This window comes from Emticicia aquatilis (assembly GCF_014644295.1).
Classification (GTDB): Bacteria; Bacteroidota; Bacteroidia; order Cytophagales; family Spirosomataceae; genus Emticicia; species Emticicia aquatilis.
This window is the reverse complement of sequence record NZ_BMKK01000011.1, coordinates 85028-105245: the sequence shown is the minus strand read 5'-3', so window position 1 is coordinate 105245 and position 20218 is coordinate 85028. Positions and strand designations below refer to the sequence as shown.

The following is a 20218-nucleotide window of genomic DNA, read 5'->3' as shown; positions in this document are numbered from 1 at the left end:
AATCAATCCGTGTAAGCACAGGAAAGAACGACTATATAATGAGGGTAATTTTGGCAAAAAATACGCTCAAAAAACTATGACAAAAAACGTTTGTAAAATATTAGTTCTACTTAGCATTTCGGTATCAATTTTTGCACAAAAGATTGATAGGAAAGCCGTTGTGGAGCGTCATAAAGTTAAGGTTAGTAAAATTGACACACTTGCTTCATTATCAGTTGGTAATGGAAAATTTGCCTTCACGGTTGATGCCACTGGTTTACAAACGTTTCCTGATTTTTATGCCAATGGTGTACCACTCGGTACGCAATCAGAATGGGGCTGGCATAGTTTTCCGAATATAGGTAATTATAGAATAGAAGAAACCCTCAAAGACCTCGAATCACATGGCCGTAAAGTGCCTTATGCTGCTCAGTGGAACGAGCCTAAACGCAAAAAAGAAGCAGCAGATTTTGTTCGCCAAAATCCGCACCGTTTGCAATTGGGCAACTTAGGATTTGAGCTTTATAAGAAAGACCATTCCGTGGCCAATCCTTCTGATATTCAAGCTATTAATCAGACTTTAAACCCTTATACAGGTGAAATAAAAAGCCATTTTACTTTTGAAGGAATAGGCGTTGATGTTCAAACTTTTTGTGATGCTAAAAAAGATATTATTGGCGTAAAAGTGCAATCTGATTTGCTAAAAACTGGACAACTAAAAGTGCGTTTACGATTGCCCTATCCTACCGATAAATTTATTGATGCGGGCAATAATTGGGCAAACTTCGATAGACATTCTTCAAAAATAATTGCTTCTTCAAGCACTCGTGCCAGCATCAATCATACCTTAGACCAAGACCAATATTTCATTCATTTATCTTGGACAAACGGCGGTAAACTGAAAGAAACACAAGCACATTATTTCTTGTTTGAGCCTTCAAAAAATTCAATGATACTGAACCTAACTTGTGAGTTTTCGGAGAAAAGTACCCCAACCGCCAGCACTTTCAGTAATGTAATGAATAGTAGCATTAGTGGGTGGAAACAATTCTGGCAATCGGGTGGAGCAATTGATTTAGCAGGAAGCACCGACCCACGAGCCAACGAACTCGAGCGACAAATTATCCTTTCGGAATATCTTACTAAATTACAATGTGCGAGTTCGGCTCCACCACAAGAAACTGGCCTTACTTACAACTCATGGTTTGGCAAACCTCACCTCGAAATGCACTGGTGGCATGGGGTGCATTTTGCACTTTGGGGGCGAATAGATTTACTCGAAAAAAGCCTTACTTGGTATAAAAAAGCCCTACCAACCGCTCGAAATATTGCCAAAAGACAAGGTTTTGAAGGGGCAAGATGGCCAAAAATGACTGATAACGATGGCGGAGAAACTGCTTCTTCGGTGGGTTCATATCTGATTTGGCAGCAACCACACATCATTACATTCGTAGAATTGGTTTATCGCCAAAAACCAACGGCACAAACCTTAGAAAAATACAAACAATTAGTTTTTGAAACAGCCGATTTCATGGCATCTTTTGCCGATTTCGATAAACAAAAAGGTAAGTATATTTTAGGAAAAGGTATTATTTCGGCACAAGAACGCTTTAAGCCAGAAGATACTTTTAATCCAACTTATGAGCTAAATTATTGGTATCAAACGCTTACGATTGCACAAAACTGGCGTAAACGTCTCGGCCTAAAACCCAATGAAAAATGGCAGCATGTCATCGAAAACCTCTCGCCTCTACCACAAAAAGATGGCTTGTATTTGGCTACTGAAAATGCCCAAGATTCTTATACAAATCCAAAGTATTTGACCGACCACCCAGCGGTTTTATGTACACTCGGTATGTTGCCAGAAACTCCGATGCTCGATAAGCCAACCATGAAGCGAACTTTCGAGAAAGTTTGGGAAGCTTGGGACTGGCAAGACACTTGGGGCTGGGATTTTCCGATGGTTTCGATGACGGCTACTCGCTTAGATATGCCACAAAAAGCAATTGATGGCTTGATGATGCCGATTCGAACAAATACATATTTACCCAATGGGCATAATTTTCAAGATGGCCGTTTACGCCTTTACTTACCAGGGAATGGGGGCTTACTCACAGCAGTAGCTTTGATGTGTGCGGGCTATGATGGTTGTAAAACACAAACCCCGGGTTTTCCAAAAGATGGCACTTGGAAAGTAAAATGGGAAGGTATGCAAAAGTTTTTTTAGGCTTAGATTACAAATATGGGATACAATATTTGAGAAAGATATACAAATTCACTCATTCATTAATTCTATCATTCACTCATTAAGTATATGCACCGTTTAGGATTTAAAATGAAACTTCATGCAGGAAAAGCAGAAGAATACAAACGTCGCCACGACGAACTATGGCCCGAACTCGGTCAGGTATTAAAAGACGCCACCGTTAGCGACTATTCGATTTTTTTAGATGAAGAAACCAATATTCTTTTCGGCACTTTAAAAGTCGAAGATTTAGAAAAATTTAACCAAATTCCTCATAATCCTATCACGAAACGTTGGTGGGCTTACATGGCCGATATTATGGACGCAAATCCTGACAATTCGCCTGTGAGCGTTGACTTAAAAGATGTTTTCTATTTAGCTTAATTAATACCCTAATGATTAAATTGTTTCAAAAATCGCTCATTTTAGTAGCATTTTGCTTATCAAATCTAAGTTTTGCCCAAGTTCAAGCACCAGCTTCTACCTTACATTCAGAGTCTTTGCATACAGCAAAACCTGATTATCCGACCCCTTACGGAAGTCCGAAAATTGAAGAAGTTACACAGGTATTGAACCGAATTCATGGCTATTTAGATGCCGTTACACCAACAAGGGTTATCAATAAAGTAACAAAAGAAGAAATCAAAGATTTCTCGAAGATAGATACAAACGCCACCGTTTACCGAGGAGATTTTAGCCTTACAAGCTACGAGTGGGGCGTAACTTATGCCGCAATGTTAGCGGCCAGCAAAGCCACAGGCGACCCTCGTTTTGCTCAATATACAACGCAACGCCTCAACTTCTTGGCAGAACTTACACCAATTATCAAAGCCAAGTTTCCGATAAGTTCGGGAATGCCATTGCGTCAGGTAATTGCCCCTCACGCCTTAGATGACTGCGGAGCAATGTCGGTTTCGATGATTAAGGCAATGCGTGATGGTCTGGTAAAAGATAACGTTCGCCCACTGATTGATAATTACCTCAATTACATTTATACAAAAGAATACCGTTTGGCCGATGGTACTTTGGCACGTAATCGTCCGCTAAAAAACACACTTTGGCTCGATGATATGTTTATGGGCGTGCCTGCACTCGCTCAAATGGGAAAACTTACCGGCGACAAAAAATACTACGATGAAGCCGTGAAACAAATCTTGCAATTCTCAAAACGAATGTTCAATAAAAACTTAGGTATTTTTATGCACGGCTGGGTAGAAAGCATGGAAACTCACCCAGAATTTCACTGGGGAAGAGCGAACGGTTGGGCAATTCTTACCCTAACCGAAGTGCTTGATATTTTACCAAAAGACCATAAAGGTCGTGCCGAAGTTTTAGCTCTATACAAAGCCCACGCCAAAGGTTTGGCTTCTTACCAAACAGGCACGGGTTTTTGGCATCAATTACTTGATAAAAATGATACTTATTTAGAAACTTCGGCAACGGCAATTTATACTTATTGCATCGCCAAAGGTATCAACGAAGGTTGGCTCGATGCCGCAACTTATGGCCCAATGGCACTTCTCGGCTGGAATGCCGTAGCCACCAAAGTGAGCGAAAAAGGACAAGTAGAAGGCGTGTGCGTAGGCACAGGTATGGGCTTTGAACCAGCATTTTATTATTACCGCCCAGTAAATGTCTATGCTGCACATGGCTATGGCCCAACACTTTTTGCAGGTGCAGAAATCATTAATTTAATCAAAAACAAAAAATTCGCTCTCAACGATAGTGCAATAATGTTGACTAAATAATTCAATCAAAAAATGAATACTAAAAAACTATTTTTCTACTTATTATTTATTCTTAACTCCCCTTTAGGAGTTTGGGGGCAGTCATATTCTGTATTGATGGCGGAATCTTTCATAAGCCGTCATAAAGATTCTATTGCGGTGAAAGAAGGCAAACCCGCCGCCTGGGACTACGAGCAAGGCTTGATGCTCAAAGCACTCGAAAAAGTATGGTATCGCACGGGCGATGGCAAATATTTTGAATATATTCGTAAAGATTTAGACCGTTATGTGCAGAAAGATGGAAGTATTCGTACTTACAAATACGACGATTTTAATTTGGATAATGTACCAACTGGCCGTGCTTTATTGATGCTTGCCCAACAATCGCAACCAGATAAAGAAAAATACATCAAAGCAGCCGATTTACTTTGGAAACAAATCGAAAATCAACCAAAAACCAACGAAGGTGGCTATTGGCACAAAAAACGTTATCCATTTCAAATGTGGCTCGATGGCCTTTTCATGTGTGAGCCTTTCGCTGCCGAATACAGCAAAATTTTCAACAAACCCGAACATTTCAATGATATTGCCAAACAGTTTGCTTTGATTGAAAAATACGCAGTAGATGCCAAAACTGGCTTGGTTTATCATGGATATGACGAAAGCAAAGAGCAAAAATGGGCAGACAAAAAAACTGGACTATCACCCCATTTTTGGAGTCGTGCGATTGGCTGGTACGCCATGTCCTTGGTCGATGTGCTTGATTACTTCCCAGAGAATCACCCCGAAAGAGCTAATTTGATTAAATATCTTCAACGCCTTGCTCCTGCTTTGGTCAAATACCAAGACCCAAAATCAGGCGTTTGGTATCAGATGATTGCACTCGGCACTCGCAAAGGTAATTATTTGGAAGCATCTGGTTCGGCCATGTTTGTTTACACACTTGCCAAAGGAGTGCGTAAAGGCTATTTACCAGCCACTTATTTAGCTGCTGCTAAGAAAGGCTACGCAGGAATGCTGAAAGAATTTGTAGAAAAAGAAGCCGATGGCACAATTAGTCTCAACAAAACCGTAAGTGTTGGCGGTTTAGGCGGAACTCCATACCGTGATGGTAGCTACGAATATTATTTAAGCGAACCAATCAAGAAAAATGATTTAAAAGGCGTTGGTCCATTTATTTTTGCAAGTGTAGAAATGGAAATTGCTGCTGAAAATGCTTTGGGCAAAGGAAAAACCGTAGCCGTCGATAATTACTTCAATAATGAATTCAGAAAAGATTTGAACGGAAATCAAGAATCTTTCCATTACACTTGGGACGACCGTATGCACTCAGGCTTTTGGGTTTGGGGACAAATTTACCAAGAATTGGGAGCGAAACTTAAAACAATTTCAGCAGCTCCGACAGCGGTAAATCTTAAAGGTGTAAATGTTTATATCATCGTTGACCCCGACACGAAAAAAGAAACTGCCAAGCCAAATTTTGTAGAAAAACCTGATATTAAGGCAATTAGCGATTGGGTAAAAGCAGGCGGAACACTCATTATGATGGCCAACGATACTGCAAACTGCGAGATTCCGCATTTCAATGAATTGGCCAAAGCTTTTGGCGTTGAGTTTACGAACAAAAGCCGTAATATGGTTCAAGGTACTAAATGGGAACAAGGTCGAGTAGATATTCCTGCCGGAAATCCAGTTTTCAAGAATACAAAATTGGTCTATATCAAAGAATTAGTAACACTCAATGTGGAGTCACCAGCTAAAACTATTGTTGGTGAAGGTGGTGATAATATCATTGCTACTGCCAAAGTTGGCAAAGGAAGCGTGTTCATAGTGGGTGACCCGTGGTTATATAATGAATATACCGACGGACGCAGAATTCCAGTCATTTACGAAAACTTTAGTGCCGCCAAAGATTTGGCCAAATGGTCTTTGGGAGTGAAATAGTTCTTCACTGCAAAATATTTTGATTTTAAAATTACAGTTTTAATCAAATTACCAAGACGGAAGTTTATTTTTTCTTGGTAATTTGATACTTTGGACAAATAGGATTATAAGCGTAAAGCACATTGTGGCGTGTTATAGCATTCACATCTGAGCTGGATGTAATATAGGCATTTAACGACCCATCTTTTTCATCATAAAAACCCATTCCTATATCTATAGATGTGTATTCACATGGATAATAAATATGTAGCTCAGAAGGGATTTGAAGGATTCCGAAAGCGTTTATGTACTGATAGCTTACATAGCGTCCTAATATATTATATCCACCATCAATGATTTTATATTTTTCATCAACAAAAACAACATGAACACCTCCTTTTTCGTCGGGAAAATTATCAAAAGCTTGTAATGGTGATATTGAAAATGAAATATTTGGAATTTCGACACCACTATTTGGGAATTGTTTTTCTGAGTTCTCGTTTAGCTTTTGAATATAAATTTTCCCAGCCTTTCTGTAAAAATAAAAATAGTTTGTACCTTTTTTCTTTAATTGCTGAAAAGGTTTTTCGTCAAAAACTAAGGTTGGAACAGTACTGACGAAACTTTCAGAATTAAATTTATACATATAGAACTTATCACCTATGTTTTCGATAAGATAAAGTTCATTCTCGATTTTATTGAATTGTATAAATCTCGAATCGTTATCAATAATATGTTTCGTTACATTGCCTAAAATATCTACTTTATATGTTGAAACCTCGAAAATCAATCGACTCTCCTCCTCAGAATATTCATAATTTGCTTTAGCGATTACTACCTCACCTAAAGAGTTTTTGAAAATAAAGGAATGTTTCTTATGGTCATTTATTTCAGGATTGATTAGGTCATCATACTTAACCGCCCCCAAGTCTTTTGGTTGAAATCTTAAGTTTCCATTGTTTGTAACCCTGATGTAACCAAGTTTATTGTATTCTGAAAACTGATAAATCAAATGAATATCGCCATCAGCGGTTGCCTCTATATCGTGAATGAAAATATAAATTGAAGTTGCAGTTAGGTCATTTCCTATCTTTGCCCACAAAGAATTTCCGTTTGAATCAATTTTATAACAATGAAGATTAAAGGTGGTATATGGACCTTCCACCCCTTTAGGCACACTTATAAAAACGAAAATATTATCATTAACATCTGTAATACATCTTACAACAGTTAAAACACCTATGCTAATATTTGCTATATCTAAGGTTGTGGATGTAATGTACTTACCGCATCCCTCAAAAACTGGTTTTTCTTGAACATTGTATTTCTGTATGTAGATATCAAGAGAATCTTCACTATTTATCTTACCAAAAATAATATATTCATTTGATTTTGAATCCTTGTATGTTTCAAGAATGTAAAAATTTATGTTTGACTCAGCAGTGCAGAGGTATTCAGGAGCTTGAAAACCTTGTGAAAAACAAAAATTAAAAGAAAGAAAGCAAATGAGGAAATAGATTTTTTTCATATTTTTGGAATTAGCTATGTGTGTTGTGACAAAAACTGAGCCGTTTAATCACTTTTAATAAATATTTTTAATACCATCCTTTGAAAACCTTGTAAGTAAACACCGATTTTCCTTCTAATATGACGATATAAATCCCAGTAGAAAACATACTTAGGTCAATGCTGTGTTCATGATTTATACTATTTTCGTATAATAATTGTCTTCCATAAATATCGTATACTTTCACCTCCTCTATTTGTAAAGACCTAATTATCAACTTATTATTTTTATTATCTAAAAAAACAACTGGTATTGTCGTAGTTTTATTATCTTCTGTTGGTGTTAGTAAAATATAAGCAGCCTCTGAAATAATATTATTTATTCCGCTTTGTCGAACTCTGAAATACAATCCCGCAATATATTCTTTTTTTGGGGGTATGATAAATTGGTACTTGAATTTCTCACTTGATTTAATTTCTATTATCTTAGTCCAATTTTGGGTTTTGTCTTCGCTGTATTCAAGTGTAAAAAAATCGCCTATTTTATCATGGCTTGTCTGACAAAAAAACACCAAACTATCACTTTTAGTATCCCAATTCAACAATATTTCTGGACATATATTCAACCATTTATTCGTATCCAAATTATTCAATACGGCATTGATTTCAGCCTTACTCTTTAAACTAAAATTATATCCACGCCCCTCATAAAGCGGAGCCATTATAGAGCCATCATCGTGCGATGCACCAAAGACATGACCCAATTCATGAGCCATAACCCATGTTAGCCTTTCATTATCCAGAAAACCTTTCACGATTGCTTGCCCTAAATCAGATTCTTTCGGGTTGCTTCCCCCTCTACCATAAATATTAGGCGATTCGTAGTCCACACCTGTTATAATCATCGTAATGAGTAACTTACTATTTTGCCACGCTAAAGGTTTTTTTATAGCGGTTGCAGCATAATTTATCAGTTGCCCTAAATTAATTTTCTTATCATCTTCTGGCCAAGGCGACATTCCTGGTTTATCAAAAACCATTTGTCCGATAACCTTAAAATTTATTCTGGCATTAAACGCATAAGGTGCAAAAAGTTCTTGTACGGCGGCTATTTTCAGTAGATTATCAGCTTCCAATTTGGCTCTGCCATTTTCTACACCCTCATACCTTTGGTATTGAGCAAAATCTACGATGAAAGCAATCGGAAACTCAACGCAGCCACTTACATTGTTTGTTCTAAGATTTGTCAAATCTTGCTTTGAGGGCAAATCTACATCTATTTGTTCTTTGATTTGCTCTTCAATAAATGTGCTTTTCTTGTAAACCGAAACGTCATTTTTTACTCTTTCGAGCCGACTCAAATTGTCATTCTCCAGCATCAATAAGCTATAAAACTGCTTATTGATTGTGGCCATAAAATACTTAGTTGTTTGTGAGCAATCTACAAATATTTCAACTTCGCTTAATGCTTCTCCTTGTGTATAAATAACGTTTTTATAGTTTTTTATCGGACTTTTTGTAAACGATAAATTGATTTTTTCATCGTCTAATTGAAGAATAGTTTTTCCAATAAAATCATCACCCTTTTGTTCAATTTCACCAAATTCTTGTTTCTTTCTATCCACTTGAATTTTATTCGACTTGAAGCTAATAATTGTTTGTGCAATTACAGAATTCGATACAATGAGTAGAAATATGAGTAACTTTTTCATAGTTTAGTATTTTGAAATGACTATTTCCCACTTTTATGAGTTTTTTGAGCAGTGAAAGAAGCAATCTTAATAACTCCGTAGTCAATTCCGTATTTAATTACACAATCAACAAGAAATAATAAAAAAATTACAGTTGATAATTTTCTTTATCAAAATAGTATTAAAAAAAGAAATATTATAGCAAAATAAACAAAATAAACTCAATAGTTTTGTTAATTGAAATCAATGTATTTTTAAATAAAGAATGAAGACGTTTTTAGACGAAGATTTTCTGTTACAAACCAAGACCGCACGCACCCTCTACCACGAGTATGCGAAAGATATGCCTATCATTGATTACCACAATCACTTGCCGCCTGACCAAATTTTGGGTGACAAAGTGTTTGGGAATATCACACAAGTTTGGCTCTATGGCGACCACTACAAATGGAGAGCCATGCGAACCAACGGCATCAACGAAAAATTCTGTACGGGCGATGCTACCGATTACGAAAAGTTTGAAAAATGGGCAGAAACTGTGCCTTATACTTTAAGAAATCCGTTGTATCACTGGACACACTTAGAGCTTCAACGTTATTTTGGTATTCATGAAGTTTTAAGCCCTGCCACTTCACAAAAAATTTATGATGATTGTACGGCAAAGATTCAATCGCCCGAATATTCAGTAAGAAATTTATTGGGTAAGATGAACGTTGAGGTGGTTTGTACAACCGACGACCCACTCGATACGCTCGAATATCACCAAGCTTACCACAAAGATGCTTCGGCAAAAATCAAGATGTTACCAGCGTTTCGTCCTGATAAATTTATCTTGATTGAAAATCCGAACTTTGCTACTTACGTACAGAAATTGGGTACAATCGTTAATTTTGAAATCAACACTTACGAAGATTTATTAAAAGCCCTCCGTACACGTGCCGATTTCTTCGCCAGCAACGGTTGCCAACTCTGCGACCACGGTCTGGAGCAAATCTACGCCGCTGATTTCACGCCTGAGCAAGCCAATGCTGCATTTCAAAAAGCGATTTCGGGTAAAAACCTTAGTTCGGAAGAAGCCTTGATTTTCAAATCGGCTATTTTGCATGCTTTGGGTGTAATGTACCACGAATTGGGCTGGACACAGCAATTCCACTTAGGAGCTTTACGCAATAATAATACCCGTGCATTGAGAGTTTTGGGGCCTGATACAGGCTGGGATTCTATCGGAGATTATTCGCAAGCCATTGCTCTTTCTAAATTCTTAGGTCGATTAGACGAATATAACCAACTGGCTAAAACCATTATTTACAACTTAAATCCAGCCGATAACGAAATCATCGCTACCATGATTGGTAATTTCAACGATGGTTCGATTGCAGGAAAAGTACAGTTTGGCTCGGGCTGGTGGTTCCTCGACCAAAAAGATGGCATGGAAAAACAAATCAATGCTCTTTCAAATATGGGCTTGCTAAGTCGTTTCATCGGAATGTTGACTGATTCGAGAAGTTTCTTATCATTCCCTCGTCACGAGTATTTCCGCCGTATTTTGTGTAACATTCTTGGAAATGACATCGAAAATGGTGAAATTCCGAACGATATTAAATGGACTGGTCAAATCGTACAAAATATTTGCTACAACAACGCAAAAGATTATTTTGGATTTTGAACACTGGCTATTTGGCGATTAGCATTTAGCTTTTAGCTAAAGAATTGAACATTTTCAAGTTACGTTTTAAGGCTAAAAGCTAATCGCTAATTGCTAACAGCCAAAAACATTCAACCCTAAAAAATATATGGAAAAAATCGGAAAGTACCGCTGGACCATCTGTGCATTGGTCTTTTTTGCAACAACGGTTAATTACCTTGACCGACAAGTAATTAGCTTACTAAAATCTGTTTTATCAACAGAACTCAAATGGGATGATGGCGACTACGCTAACATCGAAATTACCTTCAAAATCTTTTATTCATTCGGTATGCTCATTGCGGGTAGTATCGTTGATAAACTCGGAACTAAAAAAGGCTACGCTTGGGCAACAGGACTTTGGAGCTTGGCGGCAGTCGGACACGCATTGGCAAACTCGGCATTTGGGTTTATGATTGCTCGTGCGGGTTTGGGTCTTACCGAAGCGGGTAATTTTCCTGCGGCTATCAAATCTACGGCCGAATGGTTTCCTAAAAAAGAGCGTGCATTGGCCACTGGTATTTTCAATTCGGGAACAAACATTGGGGCAATCGTAGCACCGCTGACCGTTCCTGCAATTGCTGTGGTTTGGGGTTGGCAGTGGGCATTTATTATTACAGGTATCATTGGTTTTATTTGGTTGGTTTTGTGGCAGATTTACTATACTTCACCGAAAGATTCTAAGAAACTTACAAAAGCAGAATATGATTACATTCACTCTGATAAAGAGGAAGAAGAAAATATCAAAAACGAAGAAAAAGTGCCTTGGGTGAAACTTTTGGGCTTCCGCCAAACTTGGGCTTTTGCTTTGGGTAAATTCTTGACCGACCCTGTTTGGTGGTTTTATCTTTTCTGGTTGCCTGACTTCTTGCAAAGCCAATACAAACTTTCGCTCATCGAAATTTCAGTTCCTGTGGCGGTGGTTTATATTATTTCTACCGTTGGTAGTATCGGTGGCGGTTATTTGCCGTTGGCATTTATCAACCGTGGAATGCCTGTTTTCAAGGCTCGCAAAACTTCGATGTTCATTTTCGCCTTATTTGTGCTTCCTGTTATATTTTCGCAACTGGCTGGTCAAGTAAATATGTGGTTGGCGGTTTTTGTGATTGGTATTGCAGCTTCGGCTCACCAAGCATGGAGTGCTAATATTTTCACAACAGTATCTGATATGTTCCCTAAAAAAGCAACGGGTTCGGTTGTTGGCATCGGCGGAATGGCTGGTGGTTTAGGAGGTATTTTGCTCACTTGGGCTGTTCAAAAAAATATGTTTGTTTACTACCGTAGTATCAATCAAATCGAAACGGCCTATTATATCATGTTTGCAATTTGTGCGGGAGCATATTTATTGGCATGGCTCATTATGCACTTTTTAGTACCACGCATGAATAAAGTTGATATTTAATTAGTCAAATAGGTACAGTTTTAAAAGCATTTACAAAATGAAAAAAATACTAATTTTAGCTTTATCGCTCATAATTGGGCAAACAGCTTTGGCCCAAAACACCAAAGCTGATGTTGAAGCACTCGAACGCAAACGCTTTGCCGCTCAAGTTTCAAAGGATTTTGATTTTCTCGAAAAAGTCTTTGCCGATGATTTGGTTTACACGCATTCAAGCGGAAAACAAGATAATAAGCAAGCATACATTCAATCAATCAGAGATGGTAAAAGTGTGTATGATAAAATTGATGTAGAAGAAATTATCGTACGTGATTACGGCAAAACTGCAGTAGTAAACGGAAAAGTAACTATTACTCAAGGTACTGCCAGCGGAAAACCAACTATTCTACCATTACGTTACACAGTTGTCTATAACAAAAATGGTAAAAAGGGCTGGCAGTTAAATACTTGGCAGTCGTTGAAACTCGTAAATTAAACATAACACAAGTCTCCCCTCCCGACTTGTCCATTTCATAAAGTTGCTTGTGTTCGCACAGGCAACTTTTTTTGTATATTTGTAGAAACAAAAACCCGAACGAAACTCCTCAATGAAAAACCTATCTATTCTCCTTTCTTTCCTATTTCTGTTTCTCATTACGAGAATAAAAGCCCAAGTTCCGCAGTCGCTTACGGTAGCTAAAACGCCCGAAGAAGTTGGATTTTCGAGCGAACGTTTGAAGCGTTTAGATGCTCATTTTCAAGAAGTAATTGATAAAGGAATTGCCCCAAATATTGTTACGCTCGTAGCAAAAAAGGGGGAAATTGTTCATTATAAAGCTTTTGGATATAGCAATCTTGAAACAAAAACTCCGCTCAAAAAAGATGATATTTTCAGAATTGCCTCACAATCAAAACTGATTACTACGGTCGGACTTTTAATGCTTTTTGAAGAAGGAAAATTCTTTCTCGATGAACCCATCTCGAAATACATTCCTGCCTTCAAAAATCCACGAGTTTTGGTAAGTTATGACGAAAAGGATAGAAGTAAATATATCACTCGCCCAGCCAAATCTGAAATCACAATTCGCCAATTAATGAGTCATTCGGCAGGGATTCCGTACGAACACGCTTTGCAAGATTTACCCGAATTCAAAGTACCTTTTTTCTGTTCGACCGAAAAAGATATTTTGAAAGATGTAGTTGATAAAATTGCGGCTCGTCCACTCATTGCCGACCCCGGTACGCAATTCGTTTACGGACTAAATACGGATGTACTCGGCCGACTGATTGAGGTACTTTCGGGAATGTCGTTTGATGAATATCTACGCAAAAAAGTGCTTGACCCACTCGGCATGAACGACACGCATTTCTATTTGCCCGATGCCAAAGCTTCTCGTTTAGTAGAACTTTACTCTAAAGGAAACGTAACTGATAAACTAAGCCTTCATGCCAACGAAACTTACCGAAAATATGCCATTTCTGGCGAAAGAAGCTATTTTTCCGGTGGAGCAGGTTTGCTTAGCACGATTGAAGATTATGCCAAAATCTGCCAATTTATTCTCAATAAAGGCGAGTTTAACGGTAAAAGACTTTTGGCTCGCTCAACGGTAGAAATCATGGGCAGAAATCAAATTGGTGAAAGTTTTGTATGGGACAGACAAGATAAATTTGGTTTGGGGCTGCAAATCATCACGCCCGAGTCGCACTACGGTGATAACGCCACAGCTGGTTCGCTTACTTGGGGTGGAATGTACTGCTCAGAATACACCATCGACCCAAAAGAAGAAACCATCATGTTGGTCTTTACAAATGTACATCCGTATGCTCATTATTCCGAAATCGTACGTAAATTCAGAATTTTGGTTTATCAGTCGATGCTTTAAATGTCTGAATTTTGATTTTTATGATTATTGTGATTGATTATCAGAAGAAATCATGAAGTATTTTGGAAAATAGAATAATATTATGACGAACGCCCAAATGTGGCATACCTCAGAATCTATCTAAATCTTTACAGGTGTGCCGAGCGACGGTCGCCACATTTATTCTACCCACAAAATATTACAGTAGGAATAAAATCATATTTTACTTAAACTTTTCGGGCGATAATCTTTCTTAAATACAATTTTCTACCGAATTTTACAGCACGAAAATTTAACATTAAAATAATGGAACATCCATTGATGGGCGTAGGTGTCGCTCTGATTACACCATTTGACCAAAACCACGAAATTGATTACGATGGTTTGCGTCGTTTGCTCGAAACTACGAGCGAAGGAGGCGTAGATTACTTCGTTGTGCAAGGTACAACGGGCGAAACCTCAACCACAACTGCTCAAGAAAAGGCAGATTTACTGAAATTTGCGAAAGAAAATAATCCAAAGAATCTCCCAATCGTATATGGCTTGGGTGGAAATAATACAAAAGTAGTACTCGAAACCATCAAAAACACTGATTTGAGTGGAGTTTCGGCTATTTTATCGGTTTGTCCGTACTACAATAAACCATCACAAGCGGGTTTGATTGCTCACTTCACAGCTATTGCTGATGCTTCGCCTGTGCCAGTTTTGTTATATAACGTACCTGGCCGTACGGTTACGCACATTCAAATTCCAACGGTTTTAGAATTGGCCAAACACCCAAACATTATTGGTATTAAAGATGCAAGTAGTATCGAAAATGCTATTGAGCTAACGAAACGCTGCCCTGAAGATTTCTTATTACTTTCGGGTGATGATAACCTCGTAACGACTTCAATTAGCATGGGCTTTAGTGGGGTTATTTCGGTGATAGCCAATGCGTTTCCGAAAGAATTTGGCGAACTCACTTGGGCAGCTTTGAAAGGAGACTTCGAGAAAGCAGCCGAAATTCAACAAAGATTCGTTGATTTTGATACGCTACTATACGTAGAGTCTAACCCTGTTGGTATCAAAAAATGTTGCGAAATAAAAGGAATTTGTAGTTCGGAAGTACGTTTACCATTGGTAAAAGCATCTGACGAATTAGGAGCGAAACTCGAAAAAGCCATGATTGCTGAAGGCTTTTGGAAGTAATACGCACATCAATACAGTCATACAAAATCCACGAGAAATAATTTTCGTGGATTTTTTTATATCAAAAAAGCAAGATTTTATTAGATACTTCTCATTACTAAACGCTTGATTATAAAGTATTTCCAAAAAAACATAAAAAAATCTTATTCTCTTCGTAGCAATTTTGGGCATTTTGGCAGTCATTATTTCGGTTTTTGTAGTTTTTTTAAAGAAATACTTGCAATTGTAACTATTGCAATACCAAAATATTCTTTTTTACAACTATATTTGTAGCTTATTCTTTTTTATATAACTATCACAAACTAAACTTTATGAAGAAAAATCTACGATTGTTTCTCTTCTTTTGTGTTGCCTTAACCTTCCAAGCGTTAGCACAAGAGAAAGCCATTACTGGAAAAGTAATTGGAGATGATGGTTCAGGCTTACCGGGTGTAGCAGTAACTATCAAAGGTACTACAAAAGGCACAAATACAGATGCCGATGGAAATTTCCGCATTAGTGTTCCAAACAATGCACGCTTGGTATTTAGCTATGTTGGGTTTATAACTCAAGAAGTAGCAGTTGGTAATCAAACCTCTCTCAAAGTCAGCCTTGAGACAAGTAGTGAAACCTTAGGCGAAGTAGTTGTAACTACGTTTGGTACGGCAAAGAAGACCTCATTTACAGGTTCTGCAGCTACAATTGGTGCTGATAAAATAGGCCCAAGACCTATTACGAACATCGGCCAAGCTCTTGCAGGTGTTTCGGCGGGTGTACAGACTACTGTGGGTAGTGGCCAGCCAGGCTCTGCTCCTGCTATCCGAATCAGGGGTTTCGGTTCTATTTCTTCTTCAAATGACCCTCTTTATGTTGTTGACGGCGTACCTTATAGTGCAAGTATCGCCAACCTTAATAATGATGACATCGAAACGATTACGGTCTTGAAAGATGCTGCTTCTACTGCCCTTTATGGTGCGAGAGCTGCCAACGGTGTTGTGATGGTAACAACGAAAAAAGGTGCAAAAGGCAAAAACAACATCAGTGTAAAATTCACAAAAGGCTTCAATAGTAGAGGCTTACAAGAATATGAAAGAGTTGGAGCAGCAGAGTATTATCCGTTGATGTGGGAAGCAAACCGTAATAGCTTTGCTTACAGAGCAACGAACCCTATTGCACTTGCAACAGCCAGTGCCAATGCTTCAGCTAACTTAGCAGGAATAATTGGTACTAATACAACCACTGGTGCAACCTATAATGTATTTAATGTGCCGATTGCTCAGTTAGTTGGTGTTGATGGTAAATTGAATCCGAGTGCTACTATGATTTATAGTGCAGATGATTTGAACTGGGAAAAGCCATTAGTGCGACAAGGTGTGCGTGATGAACTCAACATTAACTTCTCTGGTTCATCCGAAAAATCAGATTATTTCCTTTCATTATCATACCTAAAAGACAAAGGCTTTTTGATTCGTTCTGATTATGACCGCTACACTGCTCGTTTAAATGTAAACAACCAAATAAAATCTTGGTTTAAAGTAGGTTCGAATCTTTCGACCACAATCACAAAATCAAATCAAGCAGATGCTGATGGTAATACATCATTTGTAAACCCATTCTTCTTCTCAAGAGGTATGGCTCCAATCTACCCTGTTTATGCTTTTGACCCTGCTAACCCTGGTTCATTTTTGACCAACGAAGACGGCACTAAAAGATATGACATAGGTAATTTAAGTGCTTTTGGCTTGCCAAATAGACCTGTATTTGGTGGTCGTCATTCGCTTGCTGAGACTTTATTGAATCAAAACTATTTCCGTAGAAATGTATTGGGTGGTCGTGGATATGCTGATATTACATTCTTGAAAGATTTTAAATTCACTACCAACCTTGGCATAGATTTAACAAACATCAACACGATTACTTATGGCAACCCAATCGTAGGTGATGCTGCTCCATCAGGAAATGCTTCGCATACATTTGAGAATGTTACGAGTTATAACCTTTCGCAGTTATTAAATTACAATAAGTCGCTTGGTAGTCATAGCATTGGCGTACTGCTTGGTCATGAAAACTATAATGAAACAGATAATCGACTTAGAGGTTCGAGGTCAGGTCAGATTTTGGATGGTAACGTTGAACTCTTAAACTTTACTACAACTACCAATCTCGACTCTCGTAGAAGAGATAGAAGAGTAGAGGGTTATTTTTCAAGAGTCAACTATGATTTTAATGAAAAATACTTTGCTTCGTTCTCTGCTCGAAGAGATGGTTCAAGTAAATTCTATAAAGACACTCGTTGGGGTACATTCTACTCAGTTAGTGCAGCCTGGCGTTTAGACCAAGAAGCATTTATTAAGGAACTCACATTTATTAGTAATTTGAAACTTAGAAGCTCGTACGGACAAACGGGTAATGACGGAGACATTAGCCGTTATGCTTGGCAGCCACTATATACTTTGGGTGATAATAATGCAACCGAAGCGGGTATTTTGCAATCAAGTCTTGGAAATAAAGAGCTTGAGTGGGAGTCGAGCAATGCCTTTGACATAGCATTAGAATTTGGTTTATTAAAAAACCGTATCAATGGTACAATCGAGTATTTTGATAGACGCTCAAGTAACTTAATTTTTGATGTGCCTTTACCACTTTCGGCAGGTATCATTACTCAAACTCGTAATATTGGTACGATGTTTAATAAAGGTGTTGAACTTGAATTAGATATTGCCCTCGTAAGAAACAAGGACTTTTCGTGGAATATCAATTTGAATGCAACTAAATTGAAAAACCAAATCACAAAAATGCCTGATGCAAGTAAAGAGATTATTAGTGGGACTAAAAAATTGAAAGAAGGTTCTTCAATTTTTGATTATTGGTTGAGAGAATACAAAGGTATAAACCCTGAAACAGGCGTAGTAGAATATAGAGCTATCAATTATGTACCTGCCAACTCACGTATCACAGAAACAGGTGATACCCTTACCAATAGTGTAAGTAATGCTCGTTTCCATTATAATGGCTCATCTATTCCTTTAATTAGTGGTGCTATTACCAATACTTTTAAGTATAAAGGATTTTCATTATCGGCTTTAGCTATTTATCAATTAGGTGGCAAAACTTATGATGGTGCCTATGCAAGTTTGATGGGTGCTGGCTATAATAATGCTAAACACGTAGATATTATGAACAGATGGCAAAAACCTGGCGATATCACGAATGTACCAAGAATGGATGCTGGCCGTACTGCTGATTTCGATGCTGCTTCTGACCGTTGGTTAATTGATGCAAGCTACCTAAACGTACGTACTGTAACTTTAGCGTATGCTATACCAAATAGAGCAGCTAAAAAAGTATTTTTAGAAAATGCCCAGATTTATGCAAGTGCTGAAAACTTCATTATTCTCTCTCGCAGAAAAGGTATGAACGTTCAACAAAACTTCGATGGCGTAACAAGCAACGCTTTTAGCCCTGCTAAATCAATAGTATTAGGTGTTTCATTTTCACTTTAATTGATATTAACAATGAAAAAAAGATTAATAATTTTATTCGCTATAGTTTTGAGCATGGTTTCCATCTCATGCGAAAAAACATACCTTGACACAGTTCCTACCGAAAGCGTTGATGCTGGCTCGGCCTATGCTACGACCAAAAATGCTGCCGCAGCAATTAATGGGATTTACCGTTCGATGATATATAGATACCTTGCTTCACAAGGACATTCAGGACACCCTGCAATGATGATTATCTTAGACCACATGGGTGAAGATATGATAATCGGTACAACAGCTGCAAGCTGGCACGTGGCCGAAACAAGATGGACAAGCCATAGGTCAGATGTCGGAACAATGGCTCGTTTCCCTTATGAATTATATTATAGAGTCATAGGAAATGCTAATGTTGGAATTGCCAATATTGATAATGCCATAGGAACACAAGCCGAAAGAGACCAAGTAAAAGGAGAAGCGTTGGCGTTAAGAGGTTGGGCATATTTTAATTTGGTACAGTTATATGGCAAACGTTATGATGCTACCGCAAAACCAAATGCTCAATTAGGTGTGCCGTTGGTGCTTACACCAACAACTGAAGGCCTTCCAAGAGCAACAGTTGAAGATGTTTATACACAAATCAACAAAGACCTTACGGATGCAGCTTCTTTATTGAAATCAGCAAGAAACTTTAAATCACATATCAATCTTGAAGTTGTAAAAGGTTTCTTAGCAAGAGTTGCATTAACGCAACAAAGATGGGCTGATGCCGCAAAATTTGCAGCAGAAGCACGTAGTACAGGCTCAAGTATTATGACAGCAGCTCAATACCAAGAAGGATTTTATGATATTACAAACCCAGAATGGATGTGGGGTTTTGACCACCTTGAAGACCAATCAGAGTTTTTTGGCGGTTACCACTCATATATTTCTTGTAATTATAACTCCACTGTAATCAGAACTTACCCTAAAGTAATTAATAATTTGCTTTATGATAAGATTCCTGCGACTGATGTTCGTTCAAAAATGTGGGTAAAAACTCCTACTGCAGCTAACTCAATTGTACCCACGGGTGGTGTAAGAGTGCCATATTTGAACCAAAAATTCAGACTTCCAGGTACACCTTCAACATCAGCAATGGGCGATGTACCATATATGAGAGTTGCCGAAATGTACTTAATAGAAGCAGAAGCAAAAGCACGTTTAGGTAATAATGCAGAGGCCGCAAAAGTATTATTCGATTTGATAAGCAAACGTGATACTGGTTATAAACTCTCAACAGCAACAGGCACAGCGTTAATTGATGAAATTTTGTTTCATAGAAGAGTTGAAATGTGGGGAGAAGGTGTAAGATTTACTGATTTGAAAAGATTAAATCAGCCTTTGAACAGAAACGGAACTAATCAAATTGCTTCAGTAGCAGTATTATATGATGTTCCTGCTGGTGATAAGCAATGGGAGTTTTTGTTTCCATTAAGAGAAATTCAGTCAAACCCAGCAATCATACAGAATCCATTATAAGATTTTGTATAACCAAACAAAAAGAGTCCGTAAGCAAATGTTTACGGACTCTT

General features: G+C 38.0%; 13 protein-coding genes. 11 read left to right on the top strand and 2 right to left on the bottom strand.

What is annotated here, in order from left to right; genetic code table 11:
- Positions 1 to 76 precede the first annotated feature (76 nt).
- From IEX65_RS22110 to IEX65_RS22095, 4 genes are all read left to right on the top strand, one after another.
- Positions 77 to 2206: a hypothetical protein gene (locus tag IEX65_RS22110; protein WP_188769432.1), complete on the top strand. Its 2130-nt coding sequence runs from the start codon at positions 77 to 79 to the stop codon at positions 2204 to 2206.
- Between the two features lie 87 nt (positions 2207 to 2293).
- Positions 2294 to 2608 carry an L-rhamnose mutarotase gene (rhaM, locus tag IEX65_RS22105; RefSeq protein WP_188769430.1) on the top strand — a complete coding sequence of 105 codons (315 nt, stop codon included), beginning with the start codon at positions 2294 to 2296 and terminating at the stop codon, positions 2606 to 2608.
- Positions 2609 to 2619: 11 nt separating this feature from the next.
- The gene (locus tag IEX65_RS22100; protein WP_188769428.1) at positions 2620 to 3972 is read left to right on the top strand and encodes a glycoside hydrolase family 88/105 protein; all 1353 of its coding nucleotides are present in this window, start codon (positions 2620 to 2622) and stop codon (positions 3970 to 3972) included.
- 12 nt (positions 3973 to 3984) lie between these two features.
- Entirely contained in the window at positions 3985 to 5895 is a 1911-nt protein-coding gene (locus IEX65_RS22095) for a glycoside hydrolase family 88/105 protein (RefSeq protein WP_188769426.1), read from the top strand.
- Between the two features lie 64 nt (positions 5896 to 5959).
- Here IEX65_RS22095 and IEX65_RS22090 read toward each other — a convergent pair whose 3' ends face one another.
- Positions 5960 to 7402, bottom strand: a complete 1443-nt coding sequence (locus IEX65_RS22090) for a hypothetical protein (RefSeq protein WP_188769424.1) — start codon at positions 7400 to 7402, stop codon at positions 5960 to 5962.
- A gap of 67 nt (positions 7403 to 7469) precedes the next feature.
- Entirely contained in the window at positions 7470 to 9092 is a 1623-nt protein-coding gene (locus IEX65_RS22085) for a zinc-dependent metalloprotease (protein WP_188769422.1), read from the bottom strand.
- 244 nt (positions 9093 to 9336) lie between these two features.
- Here IEX65_RS22085 and uxaC point away from each other — a divergent pair, with 244 nt between their 5' ends.
- From uxaC to IEX65_RS22050, 7 genes are all read left to right on the top strand, one after another.
- Positions 9337 to 10737, top strand: a complete 1401-nt coding sequence (uxaC, locus tag IEX65_RS22080; RefSeq protein ID WP_188769420.1) for a glucuronate isomerase — start codon at positions 9337 to 9339, stop codon at positions 10735 to 10737.
- Positions 10738 to 10864: 127 nt separating this feature from the next.
- The gene (locus tag IEX65_RS22075) at positions 10865 to 12157 is read left to right on the top strand and encodes an MFS transporter (RefSeq protein ID WP_188769410.1); all 1293 of its coding nucleotides are present in this window, start codon (positions 10865 to 10867) and stop codon (positions 12155 to 12157) included.
- A gap of 37 nt (positions 12158 to 12194) precedes the next feature.
- Positions 12195 to 12629, top strand: coding sequence for a nuclear transport factor 2 family protein (locus IEX65_RS22070; protein ID WP_188769408.1), 435 nt, complete (start codon positions 12195 to 12197; stop codon positions 12627 to 12629).
- A 112-nt stretch (positions 12630 to 12741) separates the two neighbouring features.
- Positions 12742 to 14016 (top strand): serine hydrolase domain-containing protein, encoded by a 1275-nt coding sequence (locus IEX65_RS22065; RefSeq protein ID WP_188769405.1) that lies wholly within the window; start codon positions 12742 to 12744, stop codon positions 14014 to 14016.
- Positions 14017 to 14301: 285 nt separating this feature from the next.
- Positions 14302 to 15186: a 4-hydroxy-tetrahydrodipicolinate synthase gene (gene dapA / locus IEX65_RS22060; protein ID WP_188769403.1), complete on the top strand. Its 885-nt coding sequence runs from the start codon at positions 14302 to 14304 to the stop codon at positions 15184 to 15186.
- Between the two features lie 311 nt (positions 15187 to 15497).
- Positions 15498 to 18668, top strand: coding sequence for a SusC/RagA family TonB-linked outer membrane protein (locus IEX65_RS22055; RefSeq protein ID WP_188769401.1), 3171 nt, complete (start codon positions 15498 to 15500; stop codon positions 18666 to 18668).
- Positions 18669 to 18680: 12 nt separating this feature from the next.
- The gene (locus tag IEX65_RS22050) at positions 18681 to 20165 is read left to right on the top strand and encodes a RagB/SusD family nutrient uptake outer membrane protein (RefSeq protein ID WP_188769399.1); all 1485 of its coding nucleotides are present in this window, start codon (positions 18681 to 18683) and stop codon (positions 20163 to 20165) included.
- Positions 20166 to 20218 lie beyond the last annotated feature (53 nt).